Below are 22,073 nucleotides of genomic sequence, written 5' to 3' on the forward strand. Positions count from 1 at the left end.
ATCAGGTCCATGAACCTCGTAAAACAAAGCCCACTGCTCGCACAGTGGGCTTCTCGGTCAGCTATTAGTCACGCAGTTACTGAGGGGAGACTTCGGTTTTCGGCTTGCCGAAGTGCCATTCGTAGACAACGAACTTGAAGTCTTTCAGGTCACCTTTCTCGTCGTAGGACAGGGTGCCGGTCGGGGTCTTGAAGGAGCCGGCGTGGATGGCCTCGGCCACCTTGTCGGTGTCTTCGGACTTGGCTGCCTTGATACCTTCGGCGATCAGCTCGACAGCCGAGTAGGCCGGGAACACGAACGGACCGCTCGGGTCTTTGCCGTCAGCCTTGATGGCGTCGACGATGGCCTTGTTCGCAGGGTCTGTGTCGAAAGACTTCGGCAGGGTGACCAGCAGGCCTTCGGAGGCGCCCTGGGCGATCTGCGAGATGGAGTCGTTACCCACGCCTTCCGGGCCCATGAACTTGGCTTTCAGGCCTTTTTCCTGCGATTGGCGCAGGATCAGGCCCAGCTCTGGGTGGTAGCCGCCGTAGTAGACGAAGTCGACGTTGTTCTGCTTGAGCTTCTGGATGACCGAGGAGAAGTCCTTGTCACCGGCGTTCAGGCCTTCGAACACGGCAACCTTGGTGCCTTTGGCCTCGAGGGTCTGCTTGACCGCGGTGGCGATGCCTTCACCGTACTGCTGCTTGTCGTGCAGTACCGCGACGACCTTCGGCTTGACGTGGTCGGCGATGTAGTTGCCGGCGGCAGGGCCCTGGGCGCTGTCCAGGCCGATGGTGCGGAAGATCAGCTTGTAGCCACGGGCGGTGATTTCCGGGCTGGTGGCTGCTGGGGTGATCATGATCACGCCTTCGTCTTCGTAGATGTCGGACGCAGGCTGGGTGGAGCTGGAGCACAGGTGGCCGACGACGAACTTGACGCCATCGTTGACCACTTTGTTGGCGACTGCCACGGCCTGTTTAGGGTCGCAGGCGTCGTCGTATTCCTTGGCCTCGAGCATCTTGCCGTCGATGCCGCCCTTGGCGTTGATGTCCTTGATGGCTTGTTTCGCACCAACGAACTGCATGTCGCCGTACTGGGTGACCGGACCGGTCTTAGGGCCAGCGATACCGATCTTGATGGTATCGGCGGCAAACGAATGGCTGGCTACCCCGGCCAGGACCATCGCGGCGAACAGCTTGGAAATCTTGATCATAGTGCTCCACTCATTCTGTTGTAATTCTTATAGTCCTGGTGTCAGGGCTACAGACCGGGCGGATCCCCCGACATGGCCACGCCTTGTCGTAAAGCCCACCATCCCCCGGAACTTGTCCCGGAACTGTACCGGCACAGTTTAGAGCGCTGCCCGAGCGCTTGAAAAGCGTGGGAAAAGCGCCTTATTCCGTGGTTGTCGCATGATCGACATAAAGATACAGAAAAGCGCCAATGCTTTGCTGCCATCCCTGGTCCAACCCCACTGGCGCGGGACCGATCGACCAAATTACATATTTGAAACCAGGTTTTTCTGCAAAAATAGCGGCCTTTTAACGGCTGTTCTTGTCGCAGGAAAACCCATGACTGATCAAACAAGCACCCTCTATGCCAAATTGCTCGGCGAGACCGCGACCATCGAGTGGAAAGCGCTGGAGCGTTTCTGGGCCAAGGGTGACCTGATTTGGGTCGCGCCGAGTCTCGACCTGATCGCCGTCGCCGAGGCCATGGCGGACAATCGCAGCGAAATGTTCGCCAAATGGCGCAGTGATGGCACTGTCGCGCCGCTCAGCGCAGAGCAGGCGCTAGACCTGCAAACCCGTGATCCGCAGATCTGGGCGGTGGTGGTTTCGCCTTTCGTGGTCATGCAAGAAAAGCGGGTGATCTGATTTGGTGCGAAAAAACGCACAGGCGCACCAAATCTGTGCTCGGTATCGCACAGCATGAGGGTGGCTGTTGGTAACAACCCCCCTGTTGGTACGAACGTGCGGTAACAGTTTACGTAAGCGTAACGGGGTCGCCGGGCGACCCCTCTGGCCTCAGTAGTCCACCCGCCCGGTGTGCTGGTTCAGGGAAATCACCCGGGTCTTGCCGATACGGTGGCGGAAGATCTCGCGCAGGTACTTCACCGCCTTCTTCACGCATTCGCGCGAAAGGCGGATGTCATTGATCGACACGAAACGGCTCTTGTCATTGATCAACTCGCGGTATTTCTTCTCGTACATCGGCTTGATCGCGTACCAGTTGGTATCGAGGATCTTCGCTGGGTTCTCGAACTCGTTGAGCAAGTCGTCGATACGTCCTTCATCGAAGTGCTCGCTGGTGATGAACTCGAGGATGGCGTTGTCCAGGGTATCGTCGAAGCGATAGGGCGAGCGAGCGAAGCAGCGCTTGATGAAGGCCACGATCAGCGTCAGGAAGTCGTCCGACAGGCACGGGCTCTTGGCGATCAGGGTGGTCAGCGACAGGTTGGCCGAGGCACCGATCACCAGGGCATAGCGCTTGAGCGTGGTGTTGGGGAACAGGCTGTTGAGGTGGGTCTTGAGCCGGTTCAGGTCCATGTACGACAGCTTGTAGTCCTTGGGCAAGGAGACGATCGACACCACCGAGGAGCAGTTCTTGAAGAAGTGCAAGTCGTGCAGGGCCGCTGCGTCGTAGCCCGAGGCCTTGTATTGCTCCAGCGCTGCGCGGTAGCGGCGCGACTCGATCGGCAGCAGGCTGATGCCTTCGATGGCCTGGGTCTGCTTGTTGAAGTGCGGCAGGTCGATGGAGCGGAAGAACAGGTCGTCGATGTCCAGGCGCGGGGGTTCGCGTTCGAATACCTTGAACTTGTCCGAGGGCTGCGCCGGTACTTCCGGGACCACCGACTCGGCGTAGGCGATGGCCACGGGGCCGGCCAGGCTCATGAACAGGTCGTTGGCGTCCAGGCGAATGGTCTCGCCGATATCGATACCGGCCCGGCGGAAGTAGTTCTGGTCGTAGTCGGTGGTCACCGCCTGGGCGGTGAGGATGTTGAAGATCTGCTGCGAGATGTACTGGTTCGCATGCTTCTCCATGGCGTTGACGTCGATGTTCTGGATCGTGCCGTCGTCGCTTTCCTCGGCGTAGCGCATGATGTCGTTGGAGATCAGCATCATCGCGTTCCATGGGCGGATACGCCCCATGACACTGGCTTCGCTGCTGTCTTCGTTGTCGAAGTTGTACGAGAAGTCCCATTCCTCCGACAGGTACTTGCATAGCAAGCGTCCGGCGTTGATGTGCAGGGCCTCGGACATTTCGCTGCGGTGGTCGGAAATGTTCGGCAGCACGCAGATGCCGCTGGTGAAGATCGGCTCGAAGACGAACGAGTGGCCGCTCTTGCCGTCGTTCTCGTCGGCCGGCTTGGTGTCGAAGGTCTTGTTCATGTACGAGTACTGCTGGGCCAGGCCGAACTCCGAGGCCATGCCCGAGCCGGTACCGCCGCCGGCGCTGAAGATGTAGAAGTACAGGCGCGACTGGTTGGCCTTGATGCCGCACGAGTCGATCAGGTAGGAATGGATCAGCTTCCAGTCGGCGCTGGAGAAGCGCTGGGTTTCCTTGTTGAGAATGATCTTGGCCAGGTACTGGCCGAGGATCGGCGCGTTGCCGGCGCCACCTGCATGGACTTCGGACAGGTCCATGATCTTCATCTTGCTGTAGTCACGCAGAAAACCGCCGCGCTCGCCCTTGCGCGAGAAACGGATACGCCCGGCGATGTCCTTGTCCAGGTCGCCCAGCATCACCAGGGGTTCGACCAGGAACACCGGTTTGGTGCCCTTGTTCTGCACCAGGCGCAGGTTCTGTCGGATCCAGCGCGCGGGGCTGTGGCCGACTTCGCCTTTGATGCGGTCCTCGTTGTTGAACTCGTTGAGGTAGAAGGTGCGTGCGTTGTAAACCAGTTCCGCCACGTCCAGGGCGATGTTCGAGCCGCAACGTCCCAGGCCGATCAGGCACACCGAGGGGAACTGCTGATCGAGGCGCAGTTGCGTCTCGTCTTCCACGTGCAGGCGTTGCGGGAACACCATGTCGCGCAGGCCGTCGAGGTTTTCGAGGATGCGTTGGATGTCGTTCTCGGTGTAGTAGAGGTATTGCCCCGGGACGCTGCGAGCGACCGGGTTACCACCGAGGGTCAGCGAGGTTGAGCTGGTCGAGGACTCGGGCACTGCATTGGCAGAAGTATTATTGGAGGTCATAGTGCGCCATTTGCCTTGAGGTGGTGGGTCGCTGGACGATATGTCATCTAGCCATCACGGAGAAATCTGGCGACTGTATCAGTGCGCCTTTTGCTTACGCGATAGGGGTTTGCCCTATAAGCACTCAGGGTTTGCTCCCTCTGTGCATCAGCACTGCATCGCCCGAATCGTCCTGTTCTTTAATCTGCCGGGAGTCATCGATGAACACAGCATTACCTTCACTGGGGTTTGCCGGAATCGGCCTGATGGGCCTGCCGATGTGCCGCCGCCTGCTGGCAGCCGGGTATCCGCTGAGCGTATGGAACCGTAGCCCGGAGAAGTGCGCCGAGCTGGTCGCGGCGGGGGCGCGCCTGGCCGAAAGCCCTGCGGCGTTGTGCCAGGGCAGCGACATGGTGCTGTTGTGCCTGGCCGATACCGCTGTAGTGCGCGAAGTGGTGTTTGGCGAACAGGGCATTGCCCGGGGTGGCAGCAATGGTCAGTTGCTGGTGGACCTTTCCAGCCTCGAGCCGACCGCTACCCGTGAGATGGCTGTCGAGCTCGCTGCCCTGTGCGGCATGGCCTGGCTGGATGCGCCAGTGTCCGGCGGCACCCCGGGTGCAGAAGCAGGAACCCTGGCGATCATGGTCGGTGGCGAAGCCGACGACCTGGCGCGAGCACGCCCGGTACTGCTGACCCTGGGCCAGCGGGTTACCCATATGGGCGGCGTGGGCGCAGGCCAGGTGACCAAGGCCTGCAACCAGATGATCGTCGCCTGCAATGCGCTGGTGATTGCCGAGGTGGTTGCCCTTGCCGAGCGCTCAGGGGTGCAGGCCGACCTGATCGCCGAGGCGCTGGCAGGCGGTTTTGCCGACTCCAAGCCTTTGCAGATCCTGGCGCCGCAGATGGCCGACAGCCGTTTCGAGCCAGTCAAGTGGCATGTACGCACCTTGCTCAAGGACCTCGATACCGCAGTGAAGTTTTCCCGTGAACAAGGTTCGGCGACGCCGCTCAGTGGCCTCGCCGCGCAGATGATGCGCCTGCATGGTAGTCAGGGGAATCTGCAAAAAGATCCAGCGACCCTGGTAACGCTGTACCGCGGCAAGGCGTGAAGTCGTTGTCCTGGCGGTCGAGCCGCTCCAGCACCGGGCGCAATTCGGCCAGCGGCACCGGGCGGCTGAGCAGGTAGCCCTGGATGAAGTCGCAACCGTGGGCCGCCAGGAACTCGTACTGCTCCACGGTTTCCACGCCTTCGGTGACCACCTGCAGGTGCAGGGTGTGGGCCATGATGATGATGGCCTGGACGATTTCCCGGTCCTTCTGGCTGCCTGGCACATCCTGGATGAACGAGCGGTCGATCTTCAGCACATCCAGTGGCAGGCGCTTGAGGTAGGCCAGCGATGAATAGCCGGTGCCGAAGTCGTCGATCGACAGCGCCACCCCTTGCGCGCGAATGCCCTTGAGCAGGCTGGTGATGCGCTGCATGTCGCCCATCAAGGCATTCTCGGTCACCTCCAGTTCCAGCTGGCGTGGCGCGAGGCCGGCCTGGAACAGCGCCATTTCCACTTCGCTGGCCAGCTCTTCGCGGCCCAGGGTCAGGGCCGAGCAGTTCACCGACACTTTCAGGTTGCCATGGCCGTGTCGGCCGAGCTGTGCCAGGTCCTCGCAGGCGCGGCGCAGCACCCACAGGTCGAGCTCGGCGATCAGCCCGTTGGCCTCGGCGATGGCAATGAAGCGGTCTGGGCTGAGCAGGCCGTGCTGGGGGTGTTGCCAGCGCACCAGGGCTTCGAGCTTTGCCACCTGGCCGCTACGCAGGTCGAAGATGGGTTGGTAGTGCACGCGCAGGCCGCCTTCATCCAGCAGCGCCACGCGCAGTTCCTCTTCCAGTTGCAGCTCAAGGGTGGCGCGGGTCTTCAGGCTGCTGGCGAAGAAGTTCAGGTTGTTGCGCCCGCAGCCCTTGGACTGGTAAAGCGCGAGGTCGGCGTTTTTCAGCAGCTCCTCGGCAGTGCGGCCGTCGTCGGGGAAGATGCTGATGCCGATGCTGGTCGTCATGACCATGCGCCGCCCGCCAACGTCGATCGGCTCTTTCATCCGCTGCATGATGCGCTGGGCCAGATGGCGTGCTTCGTCGCGGTTGTGCAGGCTGGTGACGATGCAGAACTCGTCGCCGCCGAAGCGCGCCACTACATCCTGGGTGCGGGTCGCGGCCTTGATATGGGCCGAGATCACCTTGAGCAGTTCATCGCCGGCGGCGTGCCCGAGGCTGTCGTTGATGCGTTTGAAATGGTCGATGTCGAGGAACATCACGGCCAGCATGCCGCCATTGGCCATTTGCTCGGCCAGGCGTTCGGCGAAGACCTGGTTGAAGCCGCGGCGGTTGACCAGGTTGGTGAGGGCGTCGTAGTGCGCGGCCTGCTGCAACGAGACACGCGCCTGGTCGAGCTGGCTGAGCAGCACATTGACCCGGCGCAGGTCGTGCTCCTTGCTTTGCAGCTTCTTGTCCGACAGCGCGGCGCTGATGCTGCTGGCGCTGATCAGCAAGGTGACGAAAGCGATCGCCAGTGCCAGTTGCAGGCTGTTGTCGGCCGAGGGCAGGCGCACCGGCACGTCGCTGGGAATTACCAGCGACATGGCGCCCATGCCGGTGAAATGGGTGAGCACGATACCGCCAGCCATCACCAGGCTGGCGCCATATTTCATCAGCAGGTGCAACGTGCCGCTGCCGCTGCGGAAGTACCTGGCCATGAGCAGCGCGACCAGGCTGGTGACGATGGCGATGCCCAAGGAACTCACCAGCAGGCCGGTCTGGTAGTACTGCAGGGCGCTGGTCTTGAGTGCCGCCATGCCCACGTAGTGCATCACCGTGATCCCCACGCCAATGGTCAGCGCGGCCTGCAGGTAATGCCGCAGTCGCATCGTGCCGCGGTTGAGGCTGTTCATCGCCAGCCACGCGGCCAACAGCGCGATCATCAGCGAAAGGGCGGTCAGGGGCATGTCGTAGTGCACTTCCAGCGGTGCCTGAAACGCCAGCAGGCTGATGAAGTGCATGGCCCAGATGCCGCTGGCCAGGCAGCAGGCGCCCAGTACTCGCCATTGCCGACGCGCGTAGCGGTCTTCGCTATGGCTCTGGCGCTCGGCCATGTCCAGCGTGGCGAAGCATGCTGCGCACGCGACCAGGTAGGCGATCAGCACCAGGAAAGGGTTGTGGCGGCAGTCGAGAACGATCTGTCCAGTCGTCGGCAATTCGGCAAAAAGTTGCAGTCCCAGCCATTCCATTGCTTGCCCCATCGTCGAGTTCGCACTCTGGTCTCCCCATGCCCTTGGAGACTGTTGAAGATGGAGTATAGGAACGGGGGCTTAAGCCTTCCTGATTAATGGCACTTTGGTTTCTACCATTTGGATATCGAGGTCATAGCGAAGGGGCATAAAAAATCGCGGGGCAGGCCGGCACTACTTTGCCGACCTATCCCGCGATGTTGTTGCTGGCGTGTATCAGCCCGCGACCAGTACGCGGATCGCCTCCAGGCGCAGCGCGGCCTTGTCGAGCATCGCCAGGCCATCTTCACGCTGCTTGCGCAGCGCATCGATCTCGCTGTCGCGCACGCTCGGGTTGACGGCCTTGAGGGCGATCAGGCGTGCCAGCTCCTCGTCGGTCTCGGCTGCAAGGCGCTGTTGCGCCTCGCTCACGCGGGCTTCGTGCACCGGCAAGACCTTCGCCTCGCCGCCAGCGATGCGCTGGGCCAGCACATCGCGTTGGGCCTGGATGAACTTGTTGGCGCTGGCCTTGGGCACGCTTTCGAGCTGGTCGTTGAGGGTTTCGAAGGCTACCCGCGGCCCCAGATCGTTGCCATTGGCGTCGAGCAGGCAGCGCAGCGCCGCCGGTGGCAGGTAGCGGCCCAGTTGCAGGCTGCGCGGGGCCACCGCTTCGCTGACGTACAGCAGTTCGAGCAGCACGGTGCCGGGTTTGAGCGCCTTGTTCTTGATCAGCGCCACGGCGGTGTTGCCCATGGAGCCGGACAGCACCAGGTCCATGCCGCCCTGCACCATCGGGTGCTCCCAGGTCAGGAACTGCATGTCCTCGCGCGACAGTGCCTGGCTGCGGTCGTAGGTGATGGTCACGCCTTCCTCGTCGCCCAGCGGGAAGCTGGCGTCGAGCATCTTTTCGCTCGGCTTGAGGATCAGGGCGTTTTCCGAATGGTCCTCGCTGTCGATGCCGAAGGCGTCGAACAGGGTTTCCATATAGATAGGCAGGGCGAACTGGTCGTCCTGCTCCAGGATCGCCTCGACCAGCGCCTGCCCTTCGCCGGCGCCACCGGAGTTGAGCTCCAGCAGGCGGTCGCGGCCGCTGTGCAGCTCGGCTTCCAGGCGCTCGCGCTCGGCGCGGGCCTCGGCCACCAGGGCGCGCCACAGGGCGCTGTCGCCGCCGTCCAGCTGCGCCAGCAGGCGCGGGCCGAACTGGTGCTGCAGGGCGTTGCCGGTAGGGCAGGTATTGAGGAAGGCGTTGAGGCCTTCGTGGTACCACTGGAACAGGCGCTCCTGGGGGCTTTCCTGCAGGTACGGGACGTGCAGCTGGATGGTGTGCTTCTGGCCGATCCGGTCGAGGCGGCCGATACGCTGTTCGAGCAGGTCGGGGTGGGCCGGCAGGTCGAACATCACCAGGTGGTGGGCGAACTGGAAGTTGCGACCTTCACTGCCGATTTCGGAGCAGATCAGCACCTGGGCGCCGAATTCCTCGTCGGCGAAGTAGGCTGCGGCGCGGTCGCGCTCAAGGATGCTCATGCCCTCGTGGAACACGGTGGCTGGAATACCGGAGCGCACGCGCAGCGCGTCTTCCAGGTCCATGGCGGTTTCGGCGTGGGCGCAGATCACCAGGACCTTGGTGCGCTTGAGCATCTTCAGAGTGTCGATCAGCCAGTCGACCCGTGGGTCGAAGCGCCACCAGCGATCGTCTTCGCCGCTGTCGGCCTGGGCTTGGAACGCCACTTCCGGGTACAGCTCGGCGCGCTCGCCGCTGGGCAGGTCGCGGTACTGCTCGGGGTTGGCCAGCGGGTAGGGGTGCAGTTGGCGCTCAGGGAAGCCCTGGACCGCCGCACGGGTGTTACGGAACAGAACGCGACCGGTGCCGTGGCGGTCGAGCAGTTCGCGGATCAGCCGGGCGCTGGCCTGGCTGTCGCCGTCACTGACCGCTGCCAGCAACGCTTCGCCCTCGGCGCCAAGGAAGCCCAGGATGGTGGCGTGGGCCTTGGGTGACAGGCGACCTTCGTCGAGCAGTTCCTGGACCGCTTCGGCAACCGGGCGATAGTGCTCGCTCTCGGTGCGGAACGCGGCCAGGTCGTGGAAACGGTTGGGGTCGAGCAGTCGCAGGCGGGCGAAATGGCTATCCTGACCCAGTTGCTCGGGGGTGGCGGTGAGCAGCAGCACGCCAGGGATGACTTCTGCCAACTGCTCGACCAGCGAGTATTCGCGGCTAGGCCGTTGCTCGTGCCACACCAGGTGGTGGGCTTCGTCGACCACCAGCAGGTCCCAGCCCGCAGCGAACAGCGCATCCTGGGCCTTTTCGTCGTCGACCAGCCACTCCAGGGCGACCAACGCCAGCTGGGCATCTTCGAACGGGTTGCTGGCATCGCTTTCGATGAAGCGCTCGGCATCGAACAGCGCCACCTGAAGGTTGAAGCGCCGGCGCATTTCCACCAGCCATTGGTGCTGGAGGTTTTCCGGCACCAGAATCAGCACGCGACTGGCACGCCCGGACAGCAACTGGCGGTGGATAACCAGGCCCGCTTCAATGGTCTTGCCCAGGCCTACTTCGTCGGCCAGCAGAACCCGCGGCGCGCTGCGGTCGGCGACCTCGCGGGCAATGTGCAATTGGTGGGCGATCGGTTGTGCGCGGCAGCCACCCAGGCCCCACAGCGACGAGAGCATCTGCTTGCTGGTGTGCTGCAAGGTGTTGTAGCGCAGCGAGAACCACGCCAGCGGATCGATCTGCCCGGCGAACAGGCGGTCGCTGGCCAGGCGGAACTGGATGAAGTTGGACAGCTGGGTTTCGGGCAGCACCCTTGGCTGGTTCTGCTGGTCGAGCCCGTGGTACACCAGCAGGCCGTCGGCGTCCTCGACCTCGCGCACGGTCAGCTTCCAGCCCTCGAAGTGGGTGATCTGGTCGCCTGGCGAGAAGCGCACGCGGGTCAGCGGTGCGCTGCGAAGCGAGTACTGGCGGGTGTCGCCCGTGGCCGGATAGAGCACGGTCAGCAGGCGGCCATCCTGCGCCAGGATGGTTCCCAGGCCGAGCTCGGCTTCGCTGTCGCTGATCCAGCGTTGCCCCGGTTGATACTGCTGCGCCATACTGCCTGAACTCCCGCCATGAAAAGCGGACTATTCTAACGGATAGCCCGGGCGGACCATAGCGTCCCGCCACTTCATCGACGAATACCCGCCTTGCCAAGAGAGCCACGTGCCGACATGCCTTTCACGCGCCGCTGGTTGAACGCCTCCCTGGGCCTGGGCAGCCTGTTGCTGCTGAGCGCCTGCGAACAGAAAAGCTTCGAGACCCTGCCGCCGATTCCGGTCGAGCAACTGGAAGTGCTCGGCGTGCAGACGCCGATCAAGAGCGTGCATTTTCGCGACCGTGACGGCGAAGGGCTGTTGGTGCTGAGCCGCGCCGATGGCCAGGCCACCGACCCGGACAGCGAGCAGGAAGTCGACAAGGTGATCCTCAAGGCCACGCTGTATGGGCGCAAGGCCGATGCCGACCCCTTCAAGCCGCGCTGGCAGATCGAGCAGGAAACCACCTGCCCGGGGCTGGACCTGGATGTGGACTTCTATACCGATGTCAGCGATGTCAGCGACCTGAACAAGGATGGCGTCGCTGAGCTGACCGTGGCCAGCCACGCCTTCTGCGGTGGTGGCATCGACCCCCACGACATCGCCATCGAACTGCGCGAAGGCCAGGCCATCTACAGCATCACCGGCCAGTCGCTGATCACCCCGGCTGCCGAGGAGCCGATAGGCGGCACGCGCGAGGACAGCGCTTCGCTCAAAAATGCCTCGCAGGTGTTGCGCGAGCACCTGGATGCCGTGTGGCAGCAGGTCTACAAGAGGCCCTGGAGCGAAGCCAGCCCGCCGTCGGAAGACGAGCTGGATGACGATGCCCGGTAGCTGAGGTCTATACTTGCAGGCGCGACGCTGTGACGTGCCGCACACACTTGCCCGCGGGCGCTCAAGGCGGCTGGCGGTTGGCCGATACAAAGGCCATAGGAGAAAACCCATGCTGCCGCCGATCATCCCGCTCAGTGCTGCCCCAGTGACCTCGCAACTCGACCCGGTCAAGCCCACGCCGGATATTCCACCCGTGGTGCCGGCCCAACCGACGTCCAGCGACGGCACCATCGACCTCAAGCAGCAGCGCGACCCTGAGGAGCAGGCCCTGCGCCAGCGCGAAGAGCAGCGCCGCCAGCAGCAACAGCGGGAAAGGCAGGAGCAGCAGGATGTCCCCTACAGTGCCCTGGCCGGCGATGAGCTCAACGCCGACAACACCGTGCCGGTAGCGCCACTGGGCGAACGCCCGCGCCAGGGATTGCTGGTCGATATCGAAGTCTGACCCAGGGCTGTTCAGCGCCTGCGCAAGGCTTCATCATGGTGCCATCCCGTACGTCGAGCCCGCCCATGAGCCAAGACAAACTGATCGATTTCGGCGCCGAGCGCGCCAAACGCATCCACGACATCAACGACAAGCGCCTGGACGACATGCGTCAGGCCTTCGAGCAGGCCATGCCACTGGGTTCGGGCAAGAAGAAAAAGCCCAAGGGCAAGCCCGGCAAACGCTGACAGCAACGCCGAAAACTGATGCAGGTCAAACCTGCGCCCCTCCCAGGCCCGGCTCCGGGCCCGCATTGATCCCGGTCAATTTTTTCCTCCCGCCGATTCGTTACCTTGTGCTCATCGGACAACGGCAACACTTCGGGAGGCCGCCATGTTCTTCGACAATGTCGTTATCGCGGGTGTGATCACGGTCGGGTTGATGGTGGTGTTCTTTGCCGGTCTGGGATTTTTCGTCTGGAAGGACTCGAACAAGCGCTAGGCGCGCTGACCCTTCCAGGTTCAGGGGCACGCAAGGCATTTAGGGCGACTTCGGTCGCCCATTTTTTTTGCCTGGCGGTTTTGTATTGGCAGTGTCCTGTTTCCCGTTGTCTATCTTGTAAGCATCCCTCCGGCGCAAGGTCCATTTCGTGCCTATCACTTTCCAGGCCCTGTTCGTCCCCAACGTCCTCGCCCTGAAGTTCGCCCTCAAGACCTTGCTGGGCGGTGGCCTGGCGCTATGGCTGGCCATGCGCTGGGGCCTGGAGCAGCCTGCCTGGGCCCTGATGACTGCCTTCATCGTTGCCCAGCCGCTGTCGGGCATGGTGGTGCAAAAGGGCCTGGCGCGCCTGGCCGGGACGCTGGTTGGCACCTTCATGTCGGTGGTGTTCATCGGCCTGTTCGCCCAGGCGCCCTGGCTGTTCCTGCTGGCGCTGGCACTGTGGCTGGCCTTGTGCACCGCCGCTTCCACCCAACTGCGCAGTGCCTGGGCCTATGCCTTCGTCCTGGCTGGCTACACCGTAGCGATCATCTCGCTGCCGGCCATCGACCATCCGTTGCAGGTGTTCGACCAGGCCGTGGCCCGCTGCACCGAGATCTGCCTGGGCATCGTCTGCGCCACGGCCAGCAGTGCGCTGGTGTGGCCGATGCGCGTCGAGCAGCAGTTGGCCGGCCAGGCACGCCAGGCCTGGCACAACGGCTTGCAGGCAGCCCGTGCGATGCTGGGCGGCGAGGATCAAGCGCGCGAAGGGCTGTTGGATATCCTTGGGCGCATCGTGGCGATCGATGCGCAACGCGAACACGCTTGGTTCGAGGGCCGCAGTGGCCGCTTGCGGGCTCAGGCCATTCGCGGCTTGAGCCAGAAGCTCATGGTGCTGCTGCGTATTTCCCGTTCGGTACGCCGCCAGTGGCGTCAGCTCGATACCCGGGAGGCGGAGCAGCTGGCGCCCTGGTTGGAGCAAGTACGCACTCAGCTCGCGACGCCCGACACGCCCAGCCTGTTGCTCTTGCGTCAGCGCATCTGGGATGCCGCCCATGACGAGCGGATCAGCCCCGCCGAGCATTTCTGCCTGGCGCGCCTGGCACTGTTGCTGGATTTCACCATGGCCGCGACCCAGGCCATGCAGGATGTCGAGCAGGGCAGGGTGCCCAAGGACGCTTCCCAGGGCCTGGCCGTGCATCGCGACCTGCCGCTGGCGCTGCTGTTCGGTTCGCGCAGTGCCCTGGCCTTCCTGGTGATGAGCAGCTTCTGGCTGGCGACCGCCTGGCCTGCCGCGCCCGGCGGGCTGGTGCTGACCTGCGTGGTGTGCAGCCTGTTCGCCAGTCGCGAGAACGGCGCGCAGATCGGCCTGAGCTTCTTGCGTGGAATCCTGCTGGCGATACCGGTGGCGTTTTTGGTCGGGCAGGTGCTGCTACCGCAGTGGAGCAGCTTCGCCATGCTCTTCCTTGGCATGGGCGTGCCGCTGTTCTTCGGCGCCTTGGGCATGGCGCACCCGCGCACGGGGCCAACCGCCACCTCCTACTGCCTGCATTTCATCGTGCTGGTATCGCCGCTCAATGCCATGCATTTCGATGTGGCTGTGATGCTCAATAACGCCCAGGCGATGCTGATGGGCGTCGGCGCTGCGGTGCTGGCGTTCCGCCTGGTCGTCCTGCGTCACCCCGCCTGGCTGGGGCGACGCCTGCGGGCCGCGACCCAGAGTGACCTGGTGCGCCTGACCCGCCGCGACCTGCGTGGTGCCGACAGCTGGTTCGGCGGGCGCATGGCCGACCGCCTGATGCAGCTGGCCCGGCATGCCAGCGAGCTGCCGGAAAGCGAACGCAAGCGCTGGGATGACGGGCTGCACGGCCTGGACATCGGTGACGAGCTGCTGCACCTGCGCATGTGCCTGGCGCTGGCCAATGTCTCGATGGCTGGCGCCGACCGCCGATACCTGCAGCAACTCGAATCGGTGTTGGCAGGTGGCCCGGCCCCTGGCCAGGGTCAACGCCTGGACATTGCCAGCGCACAGTTCATCGAGGCCTTGCGCCAACAGCCGGCCAGCGACCCGCTGCGCCTGGCCGAGGGCGCGGTATTGCAGTTACAGAAGAGCTGGGGCAAATGGTGCCGCTGGCAGGAGGACATGCATGGGGCTACGTGAATGGGCGCTGGGTGGGGTGCTGCTCAGCCCCTTCCTTATCTATGTGCTGATGGCCCTGGCCATGACCGCTGCATTGCGCCTGGTGGTACAGGCCACCCCGCTTGGGCGCTGGATCTGGCATGAAGCGTTGTTCGACACCGCGTTGTTCGTCTGCGTGCTGTCGTTGGTGGTACATCTACTCGGGCCTTTGTAAGGAGTCAGTCCATGCGCGCAGCCGTTCGTATCCTGGTCACCCTGAGCGTGGTGGCCATCGCCGTGTTCGCCGGCGCCGAGCTGTGGAAGTACTACATGCTCACACCCTGGACCCGCGATGCCCGCGTGCGCGCCGATGTGGTGGTGATAGCGCCGGATGTGTCCGGCTGGGTGCGCGAGTTGCAGGTACACGACAACCAGCAGGTCAAGGCCGGCGAGGTGCTCATGACCATCGACCGCGAGCGTTTCAAGGCGGCCTTCGACCAGGCCAGCGCCGTGGCCGACACGCGCGCCCAGCAGTTGCACCTGCGCGAACGCGAGGCTGCCCGGCGCAATGCCCTGGGTCCGCAGGCGATCAGCGCGGAGCTGCGCGAGAACGCGCAGATCAACGCCGCCATCGCCCGCGGCCAGTTGCACGAGGCCCAGGCCCAGGTGCAGGTGGCACAGATCAACCTCACGCGCAGCGAAGTGCGGGCGCCGCGCAGCGGCTACATCACCAACCTGCGCCTGGCCCAGGGCAATTATGTAAACACCGGGCAGGCGGTGATGGCGCTGGTGGACGAGTCGACGTTCTATATCCAGGCGTATTTCGAAGAGACCAAGCTGCCGCGTATCCAGGTCGGCGACTCGGTCAAGGTGTGGCTGATGGGGGCGGGGGAGTCGATTCCAGGGCATGTGGAAAGCATCAGCCGCGGTATCACCGACCGTAACAGCAACCCCGACGGCCAGTTGCTGCCGGAAGTCGAGCCCACCTTCAACTGGGTGCGCCTGGCGCAGCGCATTCCGGTGCGCATCCGCCTGGACACCATTCCCGACGGGGTGGTACTCAGCGCCGGCATGACCGCCAGCGTGCAGGTGCACGAGGACCAGGCCGAGCGCTGAGCCTGGCTCCTGTCTGGTCATGAACGGGTCGCAGGCATGGCTGGTGGAGTGACGGTCGCTTGCGTTAGTCTGCACCCAGCGCGTTGCCCGCCAGAGGCAACCGTTCCCGCCCGGCGTGCGTTCCTTCCGACTTTTTGCGAGGTAACGTCATGGCCATCACTTCCCAGGACATCTGCAGCGCCGCCGACCAGCTCAAGGGCTTCGTCGGTTTCCACGGCAAGCGCGGCAGCCATATCGTGCGTTTTTCCGAAGACTCGTTCGGCATGGATGTGGCCGACGACAGCATCGTGCCGTGCAGCGAATTCGTCTGGCGGCCCGAGGCGGGCCAGCGCATGGCACTGTGTCGCGAACGCCTGGCGCTGCTTGCGGGCCAGCATGTGGATGATCGCCTGAACCTGGGCCTGGCGTTGCGCATCTACCTGCAACGCACCGACCGGCCGGAAATCCTGGCCGAGCGCCGGCTGCGCTGAAGCCGTATTCAGGGCGTCCCTGGGCGTGCGTGGCGCTGCTCGAGCAAGGCTTCGAAGGCCTGGCGGTCCACCGGCCGGCTGAGGTAGTAACCTTGCACTTCGTGACAGCGCTCCTTGCCCAGCGCCCGTAGCTGCTGCTCGGTTTCCACCCCTTCGGCGGTCACGGTCAGGCCCATGGCCTTGCCCAGGTTGATGATCGCCTGCACCACTGCGCGGTCGTTGCCGCTCTGGCTGTTGAGCCCGGCGATGAAGCGTTTGTCGATCTTGATGCTGTCGAAGGGGTAGGTGCGCAGGTAACCCAGGGAAGAATAGCCGGTGCCGAAGTCATCCATGTTCAGGCGCACCCCCAGCTCCTTGAGGGCCAGCATGGTGCCCAGGGCGCCTTCGATGTCGTTGAGCATCACGTTCTCGGTAATTTCCAGCTCCAGGCGCTGCGCCGGAAAGCCGGTCTCCAGAAGGATTTCGCGCACATCGGCGACCACGTCGCTGCGCGAGAACTGCGCAGGCGAAAGGTTCACCGACACCAGCAGCCCATCGGGCCAACTGCGTGCGGTCGTGCAGGCCTCGCGTAGCACCCAGCGGCCCAGGGCGACGATCAGTTCGCTCTGTTCGGCAAGGGGAATGAAGCTGTCTGGGGCGAGCATGCCTTCCTGGGGATGCTGCCAGCGCAACAGGGCCTCGACCGAAACGATGGACAGGTCTTCGAGGCGGTAGCGCGGTTGGTAGTGCAGGACGAATTCCTCCTGCTTGAGGGCGCGGCGCAGGTCGTTCTCCAGTTGCCGACGGTACTGGATTTGCTGGTTCATCTCTGGCGAGAAGTAGCGCCAGGTGTTCTTGCCATCGGCCTTGGCCTGGTACAGGGCGATGTCGGCGCAGCGAATCAGCTCGCCGGCGTCGAAGCCTTGCGCGCGGGTCTGGGCCACACCGATGCTGGCGCCGATGTGCATCGGCTGCTCGTCATGCAGGATCGGCTGTTGCAACAGTTCGATCAGGCGCGCGCAGAAGCGGTCTATCTCGCTGCGGTTGTCCATGCCGCCCAGCACCACGACGAACTCGTCACCGCCCAGGCGTGCCACCAGGTCACCGTCACGGGTGGTGTCGCGCAGGCGGGTGGCCACCTCCTGCAATACCGTGTCGCCTGCGGCGTGGCCGAGCGAATCGTTGATGGGTTTGAAGTTGTCCAGGTCGAGCAACAGCAGGGTCAGCGGCGCCGAGTCGCTGCCGCGTAGCAGCGCTTGCTCCAGGTGGCGGGACAGCTTGTTGCGGTTGGCCAGGCCGGTAAGGGCGTCGTGCATCGATAGATGTTGGATACGCGCATGGGCCGCCACTTCATCGGTGATGTCGCTGGCGGTGCCGCGGAACCCGATGAGCGTGTTGTCGTAGAGGATCGCCCGCGCCGAGATCCGGCAGAAGCGGTTCTGCCCGCCGGGGTCGCGATAGCTGCACCGCAGGTTGGCCAACTGCTGCGGGTCGCCGTCGGTCTGGCTGTCGAGCCAGGGTGACAACGGGGTGGTATCGCAGGCAAGCAGTTGGTTGAGCGGCTGCCCCAGCCAGTCCTCTACCCGGTAGCCGGTGACCTTGGCGAAGCGCTGGGAAAGGTAGGTCAGGTGCTGGTGGCGGTCGGTTTCCCAGATCCAGTCCGAGGCCGCCTCCGCCACCGCTCGAAAGCGCTGTTCGCTGGCTTCCAGGGCGCGGTTGCTTTGTTGCAGGCGCAGCAGGCTGTCCTCGATGGCATGCGAGCTGCGCAGCGCGTGGCGGAACAGGTAGGCCAACACCAAGCCGACTGCCAGCAGCACGCCGAGCAAGGGCGGCAGCACTGCCCAGAGCAGTTGTCGGCCCGGTTGTGGGCTGCTCCAGGCCAGGCGGTAGCCGGTCTCGCCCAGGGTTATACGCGGCTGGCCTTGGGCATCGCCGCTGCTCTTCTCGATGCGCATGTCTTGCAAGCCGGCGCCTTTCCCCAGGCGGGCGAGCTTGTCGTCGGTCAGCTGGTCGACGAATAGCATGACCGGGGCCTTGGCCACGTCGCTGTCGAGTACGTCGCTGTCCGGGCGAATCGCCGCTGCGCTGAGTACTGCCGGCCAACCATTGAGGCGTACGAAGTGGGTGACTTGCTCGCGCGCCGGTGCGGCCTGACGGGCCTGGGCGATGATCGGCGCCAGGGTCTCGTCGATGAAAGCGCTGGCGGGCGAGTCGGTAGGTTTGCCTTTGAACAGGGCGTAGGTGGTGTGCTGGTCATCGACCACGAACACCCCTTCATAGCCGCTGGCGCTGTACAACGATTCGCCGACGTTCCTCTGCTCATAGGCCCATTGCCAGTCGACCTGGCCGGCCAGGTGCTGGTAGGCCGCATCCCATACCGCATAGCTGGAAAGGAACTGGCGCGAGGCCAACAGCCGTTGCTGCAAGGCCTGCCCAGCGTAGAAGAGGCTGCGTTCCTGCGCTTGCTGGTCGAGGGTGGCGGCGATGTTGAACAACGCGCCCAGGGCGATCAGGCAACCCACGGCGAACAGTGCGGAGAAACCGCCGATCAGACGGCGAACCTGTAGGCGGGGTGTGGTGCTGGCGGGCAAAAGGTCGGTGGACCTGTCCATGCTCGAACGACTCCTTGGTGACTGCACGTCATGCGCGGTGCAGTCAGGACGAAGGTTCAGTCAGGATAGGCCAGCTTGAGCGCCCCGGCTTCGCCATGGGTGAAATTGACCTGGTTGCGCCCGTGGTGCTTGGCGGCGTAAAGCGCCTTGTCGGCATCTTCCAGCCACTGGTCGGGTGATGCCAGGCTAGGGCCGTATACCGATAGGCCGATGCTCAGGCTGATACGCAGGGTCGGCAGTTTTGGGTTGCGATAGCTGCCGACCTGTTCACGCAGGCGCTCCATCACAAGGCATGCCTGGCCGAGGTCGATGCCGGGAAGAATCAGGCAGAACTCGTCGCCGCCGTAGCGGCCTGCCAGGTCGTCCTCGCGCAGGTTGCGCTTGAGGTCGTGGCTGATCTGGCGCAGCACGCAATCGCCGACCACGTGGCCAAAGGTATCGTTGATGGTCTTGAAGTGGTCGATGTCGATCAGCGCAATCACCGCGGGGGTATGTTGTTGCCGGCACGCCTGGAAACGCAGCAGCAGCAGGTCTTTCCAGGAACCGTGGTTGAGCAGGCCGGTGAGGCTGTCGGTGCGGCTCAGGGCGCTGAGGCGGCGCTTGTGCTCGGCCAGCTTGATCGCAAGCTGGTAGCAGACCCAACCGAGCGCGAGGGGGTAGAGGGTCAACATCGGCAAGCAGGCATACACCTGCGGTGCGGTGGCTTGCAATTGCAGGCCGGTACCCAGCAGGGCGGTGGCCAGCAGCATGCCCGCCACTTGCGCCAGCAACCCGCGCAATACCAGGCGCTTGCCACCGGCGGCGACGTTGTTCATGGTCATCATCGACAGGATGGTCACGCACGGCAGCGGGTTGAAGTGCATGGCTGCCGCCCAGAAGCCGCCGCACAGGGAGTCGAGCATCAGGTTGCGTTGCTCGGCGCGGTAGGGTTGCGCCGAACGCCGTGCCCACTGGTAAGCCAGGTGCGGCCATGCCAGGCCATTGAGCAGCAACAGCACCCAGACCCAGGTCGGTGGGTGCAGCGGGACCATCCCTGCCATGACGCTGAACAGGCCGATACCCAGGCCGATGGTGCGTGGCAGGTAGATGCGCTTGACGAAGGAAAGGCCCTTGCCGCTTCTATTGTCGATCATGATGTGGGTCTTTGGGGTCCATGCGCCGTTTATCGCATAACTTGCAGGAATGATGTTGAACAATCATTCAACGCTGAAAAATGACCTTACAAGCCAATTCACGGTTGATCCGATCACTGTGGGATAACATGAGGCCTTACTTCCTGCTCGGAGTGCTCCTGCTCATGCTCCCCATGGCCTCACCTGGCGACGAGTCGGCGCCATACCGCGATGGACGTTTCCACAATCAGGCGCGGTTGCCCCAGGACGGCACGCTCAAGAAGCTGCGCATCGGCCTGAAGTACCTGTTCCTGCGCAAACCGCCCGAAACCCGTCCCGCCACGCCACCAAGCCTGCAGGCAATGACGCGCCAGCAGGTGCTCGATGCGCCGGACCACAGCTTGTGGCGCCTTGGGCACTCCACCGTGTTGCTCAAGCTGCGAGGGCACTACTTCATTACCGACCCGGTGTTCGCCGAGCGCGCTTCTCCGGTGCAATGGGCCGGCCCGCAGCGCTTCCATGCGCCACCCCTGGCGCTGGAGGCGTTGCCACCGCTGGCAGCGGTGATTCTCTCCCACGATCATTTCGACCATCTCGACGAGCAGGCCATCCGCCAACTTGCCCCGCGCACGGAGTTTTTCCTCGCGCCACTGGGGGTTGGCGATCGCCTGGTGGGGTGGGGCGTGCCGGCCGAAAAGGTCAGGCAGCTGGGTTGGTGGCAGGCCACCGAAGTGCAGGGCATACGTTTCGTCGCCACCCCTGCGCAGCACTTCTCGGGGCGCGGGCTGTTCGACAGCAACAGCACGCTCTGGGCGTCATGGGTGGTCATTGATGAGCAGGTACGCCTGTTCTTCAGTGGCGATACCGGGTATTTCGATGGGTTCAAGGTGATCGGCGAGCGTTTCGGCCCATTCGACCTGACCCTGATCGAAACCGGGGCCTATAACCTGGCCTGGCCCAGCGTGCACATGCAGCCGGAGCAGAGCTTGCAGGCGCATCTCGATTTGCGTGGGCGCTGGATGTTGCCGATCCACAATGGCACGTTCGACCTCTCTATCCATGGTTGGCAGGAGCCGTTCGAGCGTATCGTCGCGCTGGCCGCGCAGGCCGAGGTGCAAGTGAGTACTCCGCAGATGGGCGAGCGGATCAGTATCGACTCGCCTCATGCCGGGCAGAACTGGTGGCAGCCGCGTCCGCTTCGTCAACGCCAGTCTACTGCCGACCAGGCAGTGGCGACGCGTTAGGGCTCGGTATCAGGCTCCTTCTTCAGCAGCTTCGACGGCGGCTTGCCGCTGTCGCTGCGCACCTGGGCGTGGCTGATCAGGGCAAAGATGAAGCTGCCGCCGATGATGTTGCCGGCTAGCGTAGGCAGGGCGAAGTCGAGCCAGAAGGTCGTCCAGGTTTGATCGCCTGCCCATACCAGGTAGGACACCTCCACCGAGCCGACCACGATATGGGTGAAGTCGCCCAGGGCCATCAGGTAGGTGATGATCAGGATGATCCATATCTTGGCGTGCTCCATCGACGGGATCATCCAGACCATGGTGGCGATCATCCAGCCAGAGACGATGCCTTTGGCGAACATCTGGCCGATGTCGTTCTGCATCACCTTGCGGCCCACCTCAAGGAAGGCGATGTCGGTCTTGCTGTCGAAGATCGGCAGCTCCAGCATTACCCAGGCCACCAGCAGTGTCCCTGCCAGGTTGCCGGCCAGCACGATGCTCCACAGGCGCAGCAGGCGGCCGAAGTTCGCCAGGGTGGGCGTGGTCATGATCGGCAGCACTGCGGTGAGGGTGTTCTCGGTGAAGAGTTGCTGGCGTGCCAGTATCACCGCAAGAAAGCCTGCGCTATAGCCAAGGCTGGCAATAACCTGGCTGCTTTCGCCTTCAGGCAGCCGCGCATAGAACAAGCCCATGGCCATGAGCGACAAGCCCATGGTCAAGCCAGCGGCCAGCGCCGACCACCAGAGGGCGGCGAGGGTGCGCTCCAACTCCTGGTCGCCCTGGCTGCGGATGATCTCGTGAAGGACGGCAGCCCGAGGTGGCTGGCTGTGGCTGACCTCTTGTTCTTCGTCCGGCGACAGGCCGGGTGTTTTGTCGCTCTGCGCCTCGCTCATGATGGCTCCGCTCCAGGGGTGTTCTCTAACAGATCAATGGCGCTGCAATTAGTTGCCCGCAAGGTGTTTGCAGGCGAGCAAAAGTTTTTTGCCAACGGGTGTTGACTCTAAAATCAAACCGCGTATTATTCGCCTCCTCGCCGCGATGCACGCAGCGAGGCAAGCGGTAAGTAATTGAAGTTGAAGGCTTTCGAAAGAAAGCGAGTTTTAAAAAACTTCAAAACAACGCTTGACACGAAGTAGGGCTGCTGTAGAATGCGCGGCCTCGGTTGAAGCGAAACGCTTCGCCAAACGCTCTTTAACAAGTCGAATCAAGCAATTCGTGTGGGTGCTTGTGAGTATGGG

The 22,073-nt window shown here is 63.5% G+C and carries 18 protein-coding genes; 11 read left to right on the plus strand and 7 right to left on the minus strand.

Features of this window, described 5'->3' with window-relative positions; translation table 11 throughout:
• Positions 1–76: 76 nt before the first annotated feature.
• Positions 77–1,192 (minus strand): branched-chain amino acid ABC transporter substrate-binding protein, encoded by a 1,116-nt coding sequence (locus tag RAC97_RS20795; protein ID WP_375101382.1) that lies wholly within the window; start codon positions 1,190–1,192, stop codon positions 77–79.
• A gap of 358 nt (positions 1,193–1,550) precedes the next feature.
• Here RAC97_RS20795 and RAC97_RS20800 point away from each other — a divergent pair, with 358 nt between their 5' ends.
• Entirely contained in the window at positions 1,551–1,856 is a 306-nt protein-coding gene (locus tag RAC97_RS20800) for a DUF2288 domain-containing protein (protein WP_375101381.1), read from the plus strand.
• A 150-nt stretch (positions 1,857–2,006) separates the two neighbouring features.
• On the opposite strand, the gene RAC97_RS20805 is transcribed toward RAC97_RS20800, so the two are convergent.
• Complete coding sequence (locus RAC97_RS20805) at positions 2,007–4,178, minus strand: hypothetical protein (protein ID WP_375101380.1); 2,172 nt, start codon at positions 4,176–4,178, stop codon at positions 2,007–2,009.
• Between the two features lie 200 nt (positions 4,179–4,378).
• Between RAC97_RS20805 and RAC97_RS20810 the strand changes: the two genes are divergently transcribed.
• Entirely contained in the window at positions 4,379–5,266 is an 888-nt protein-coding gene (locus RAC97_RS20810; RefSeq protein ID WP_375101379.1) for an NAD(P)-dependent oxidoreductase, read from the plus strand.
• On the opposite strand, the gene RAC97_RS20815 is transcribed toward RAC97_RS20810, so the two are convergent.
• Together RAC97_RS20815 and rapA are read right to left on the minus strand one after the other, a co-directional pair.
• Complete coding sequence (locus tag RAC97_RS20815) at positions 5,166–7,430, minus strand: putative bifunctional diguanylate cyclase/phosphodiesterase (RefSeq protein ID WP_375101378.1); 2,265 nt, start codon at positions 7,428–7,430, stop codon at positions 5,166–5,168. The two genes, RAC97_RS20810 and RAC97_RS20815, sit on opposite strands and share 101 nt — an antisense overlap.
• Before the next feature lie 216 nt (positions 7,431–7,646).
• Positions 7,647–10,493, minus strand: a complete 2,847-nt coding sequence (gene rapA / locus RAC97_RS20820) for an RNA polymerase-associated protein RapA (protein WP_375101377.1) — start codon at positions 10,491–10,493, stop codon at positions 7,647–7,649.
• Between the two features lie 117 nt (positions 10,494–10,610).
• On the opposite strand from rapA, the gene RAC97_RS20825 reads away from it, so the two are divergent.
• The 8 genes from RAC97_RS20825 to RAC97_RS20860 all read left to right on the plus strand — a co-directional run bounded on the left by RAC97_RS20825 (position 10,611) and on the right by RAC97_RS20860 (position 15,909).
• Positions 10,611–11,306, plus strand: coding sequence for a M949_RS01915 family surface polysaccharide biosynthesis protein (locus RAC97_RS20825; RefSeq protein ID WP_375101376.1), 696 nt, complete (start codon positions 10,611–10,613; stop codon positions 11,304–11,306).
• Between the two features lie 109 nt (positions 11,307–11,415).
• A complete protein-coding gene (locus RAC97_RS20830; protein ID WP_375101375.1) occupies positions 11,416–11,748 on the plus strand; it encodes an aspartate-semialdehyde dehydrogenase in 333 nt (110 codons plus the stop codon).
• 65 nt (positions 11,749–11,813) lie between these two features.
• Positions 11,814–11,975 (plus strand): hypothetical protein, encoded by a 162-nt coding sequence (locus tag RAC97_RS20835; RefSeq protein WP_375101374.1) that lies wholly within the window; start codon positions 11,814–11,816, stop codon positions 11,973–11,975.
• Positions 11,976–12,120: 145 nt separating this feature from the next.
• On the plus strand, positions 12,121–12,228 hold the full coding sequence (gene ccoM / locus RAC97_RS20840; protein WP_375101373.1) for a cytochrome c oxidase subunit CcoM: 108 nt from the start codon (positions 12,121–12,123) through the stop codon (positions 12,226–12,228).
• A gap of 148 nt (positions 12,229–12,376) precedes the next feature.
• Entirely contained in the window at positions 12,377–14,365 is a 1,989-nt protein-coding gene (locus RAC97_RS20845; RefSeq protein ID WP_375101372.1) for an FUSC family protein, read from the plus strand.
• Positions 14,352–14,558 carry a DUF1656 domain-containing protein gene (locus tag RAC97_RS20850; protein ID WP_375101371.1) on the plus strand — a complete coding sequence of 69 codons (207 nt, stop codon included), beginning with the start codon at positions 14,352–14,354 and terminating at the stop codon, positions 14,556–14,558. Before RAC97_RS20845 ends, RAC97_RS20850 begins: the two co-directional genes overlap by 14 nt.
• A gap of 11 nt (positions 14,559–14,569) precedes the next feature.
• A complete protein-coding gene (locus RAC97_RS20855; protein WP_375101370.1) occupies positions 14,570–15,439 on the plus strand; it encodes an efflux RND transporter periplasmic adaptor subunit in 870 nt (289 codons plus the stop codon).
• A gap of 149 nt (positions 15,440–15,588) precedes the next feature.
• The gene (locus RAC97_RS20860; RefSeq protein ID WP_375101369.1) at positions 15,589–15,909 is read left to right on the plus strand and encodes a DUF2025 family protein; all 321 of its coding nucleotides are present in this window, start codon (positions 15,589–15,591) and stop codon (positions 15,907–15,909) included.
• 8 nt (positions 15,910–15,917) lie between these two features.
• Here the strand turns inward: RAC97_RS20860 and RAC97_RS20865 are convergent, their stop codons facing one another.
• Both RAC97_RS20865 and RAC97_RS20870 read right to left on the minus strand, forming a co-directional pair.
• Positions 15,918–18,500, minus strand: a complete 2,583-nt coding sequence (locus RAC97_RS20865; RefSeq protein WP_375101368.1) for an EAL domain-containing protein — start codon at positions 18,498–18,500, stop codon at positions 15,918–15,920.
• A gap of 56 nt (positions 18,501–18,556) precedes the next feature.
• Positions 18,557–19,633 (minus strand): diguanylate cyclase, encoded by a 1,077-nt coding sequence (locus RAC97_RS20870; protein WP_375101367.1) that lies wholly within the window; start codon positions 19,631–19,633, stop codon positions 18,557–18,559.
• Positions 19,634–19,761: 128 nt separating this feature from the next.
• Between RAC97_RS20870 and RAC97_RS20875 the strand changes: the two genes are divergently transcribed.
• Entirely contained in the window at positions 19,762–20,856 is a 1,095-nt protein-coding gene (locus RAC97_RS20875; RefSeq protein ID WP_375101366.1) for an MBL fold metallo-hydrolase, read from the plus strand.
• On the opposite strand, the gene RAC97_RS20880 is transcribed toward RAC97_RS20875, so the two are convergent.
• A complete protein-coding gene (locus tag RAC97_RS20880) occupies positions 20,853–21,728 on the minus strand; it encodes a formate/nitrite transporter family protein (protein WP_375101365.1) in 876 nt (291 codons plus the stop codon). The two genes, RAC97_RS20875 and RAC97_RS20880, sit on opposite strands and share 4 nt — an antisense overlap.
• Positions 21,729–22,073: the final 345 nt, after the last annotated feature.

The organism is Pseudomonas sp. LS_2 (assembly GCF_042709235.1).
Classification (GTDB): Bacteria; Pseudomonadota; Gammaproteobacteria; order Pseudomonadales; family Pseudomonadaceae; genus Aquipseudomonas.

Coding starts and splice junctions, on each gene's coding strand:
- RAC97_RS20795 (WP_375101382.1), bottom strand. CDS start 1,192: ATGATCAAGATTTCCAAGCTGTTCGCCGCGATGGTCCTGGCCGGGGTA.
- RAC97_RS20800 (WP_375101381.1), top strand. CDS start 1,551: ATGACTGATCAAACAAGCACCCTCTATGCCAAATTGCTCGGCGAGACC.
- RAC97_RS20805 (WP_375101380.1), bottom strand. CDS start 4,178: ATGACCTCCAATAATACTTCTGCCAATGCAGTGCCCGAGTCCTCGACC.
- RAC97_RS20810 (WP_375101379.1), top strand. CDS start 4,379: ATGAACACAGCATTACCTTCACTGGGGTTTGCCGGAATCGGCCTGATG.
- RAC97_RS20815 (WP_375101378.1), bottom strand. CDS start 7,430: ATGGAATGGCTGGGACTGCAACTTTTTGCCGAATTGCCGACGACTGGA.
- rapA (WP_375101377.1), bottom strand. CDS start 10,493: ATGGCGCAGCAGTATCAACCGGGGCAACGCTGGATCAGCGACAGCGAA.
- RAC97_RS20825 (WP_375101376.1), top strand. CDS start 10,611: ATGCCTTTCACGCGCCGCTGGTTGAACGCCTCCCTGGGCCTGGGCAGC.
- RAC97_RS20830 (WP_375101375.1), top strand. CDS start 11,416: ATGCTGCCGCCGATCATCCCGCTCAGTGCTGCCCCAGTGACCTCGCAA.
- RAC97_RS20835 (WP_375101374.1), top strand. CDS start 11,814: ATGAGCCAAGACAAACTGATCGATTTCGGCGCCGAGCGCGCCAAACGC.
- ccoM (WP_375101373.1), top strand. CDS start 12,121: ATGTTCTTCGACAATGTCGTTATCGCGGGTGTGATCACGGTCGGGTTG.
- RAC97_RS20850 (WP_375101371.1), top strand. CDS start 14,352: ATGGGGCTACGTGAATGGGCGCTGGGTGGGGTGCTGCTCAGCCCCTTC.
- RAC97_RS20855 (WP_375101370.1), top strand. CDS start 14,570: ATGCGCGCAGCCGTTCGTATCCTGGTCACCCTGAGCGTGGTGGCCATC.
- RAC97_RS20860 (WP_375101369.1), top strand. CDS start 15,589: ATGGCCATCACTTCCCAGGACATCTGCAGCGCCGCCGACCAGCTCAAG.
- RAC97_RS20865 (WP_375101368.1), bottom strand. CDS start 18,500: ATGGACAGGTCCACCGACCTTTTGCCCGCCAGCACCACACCCCGCCTA.
- RAC97_RS20870 (WP_375101367.1), bottom strand. CDS start 19,633: ATGATCGACAATAGAAGCGGCAAGGGCCTTTCCTTCGTCAAGCGCATC.
- RAC97_RS20875 (WP_375101366.1), top strand. CDS start 19,762: ATGAGGCCTTACTTCCTGCTCGGAGTGCTCCTGCTCATGCTCCCCATG.
- RAC97_RS20880 (WP_375101365.1), bottom strand. CDS start 21,728: ATGAGCGAGGCGCAGAGCGACAAAACACCCGGCCTGTCGCCGGACGAA.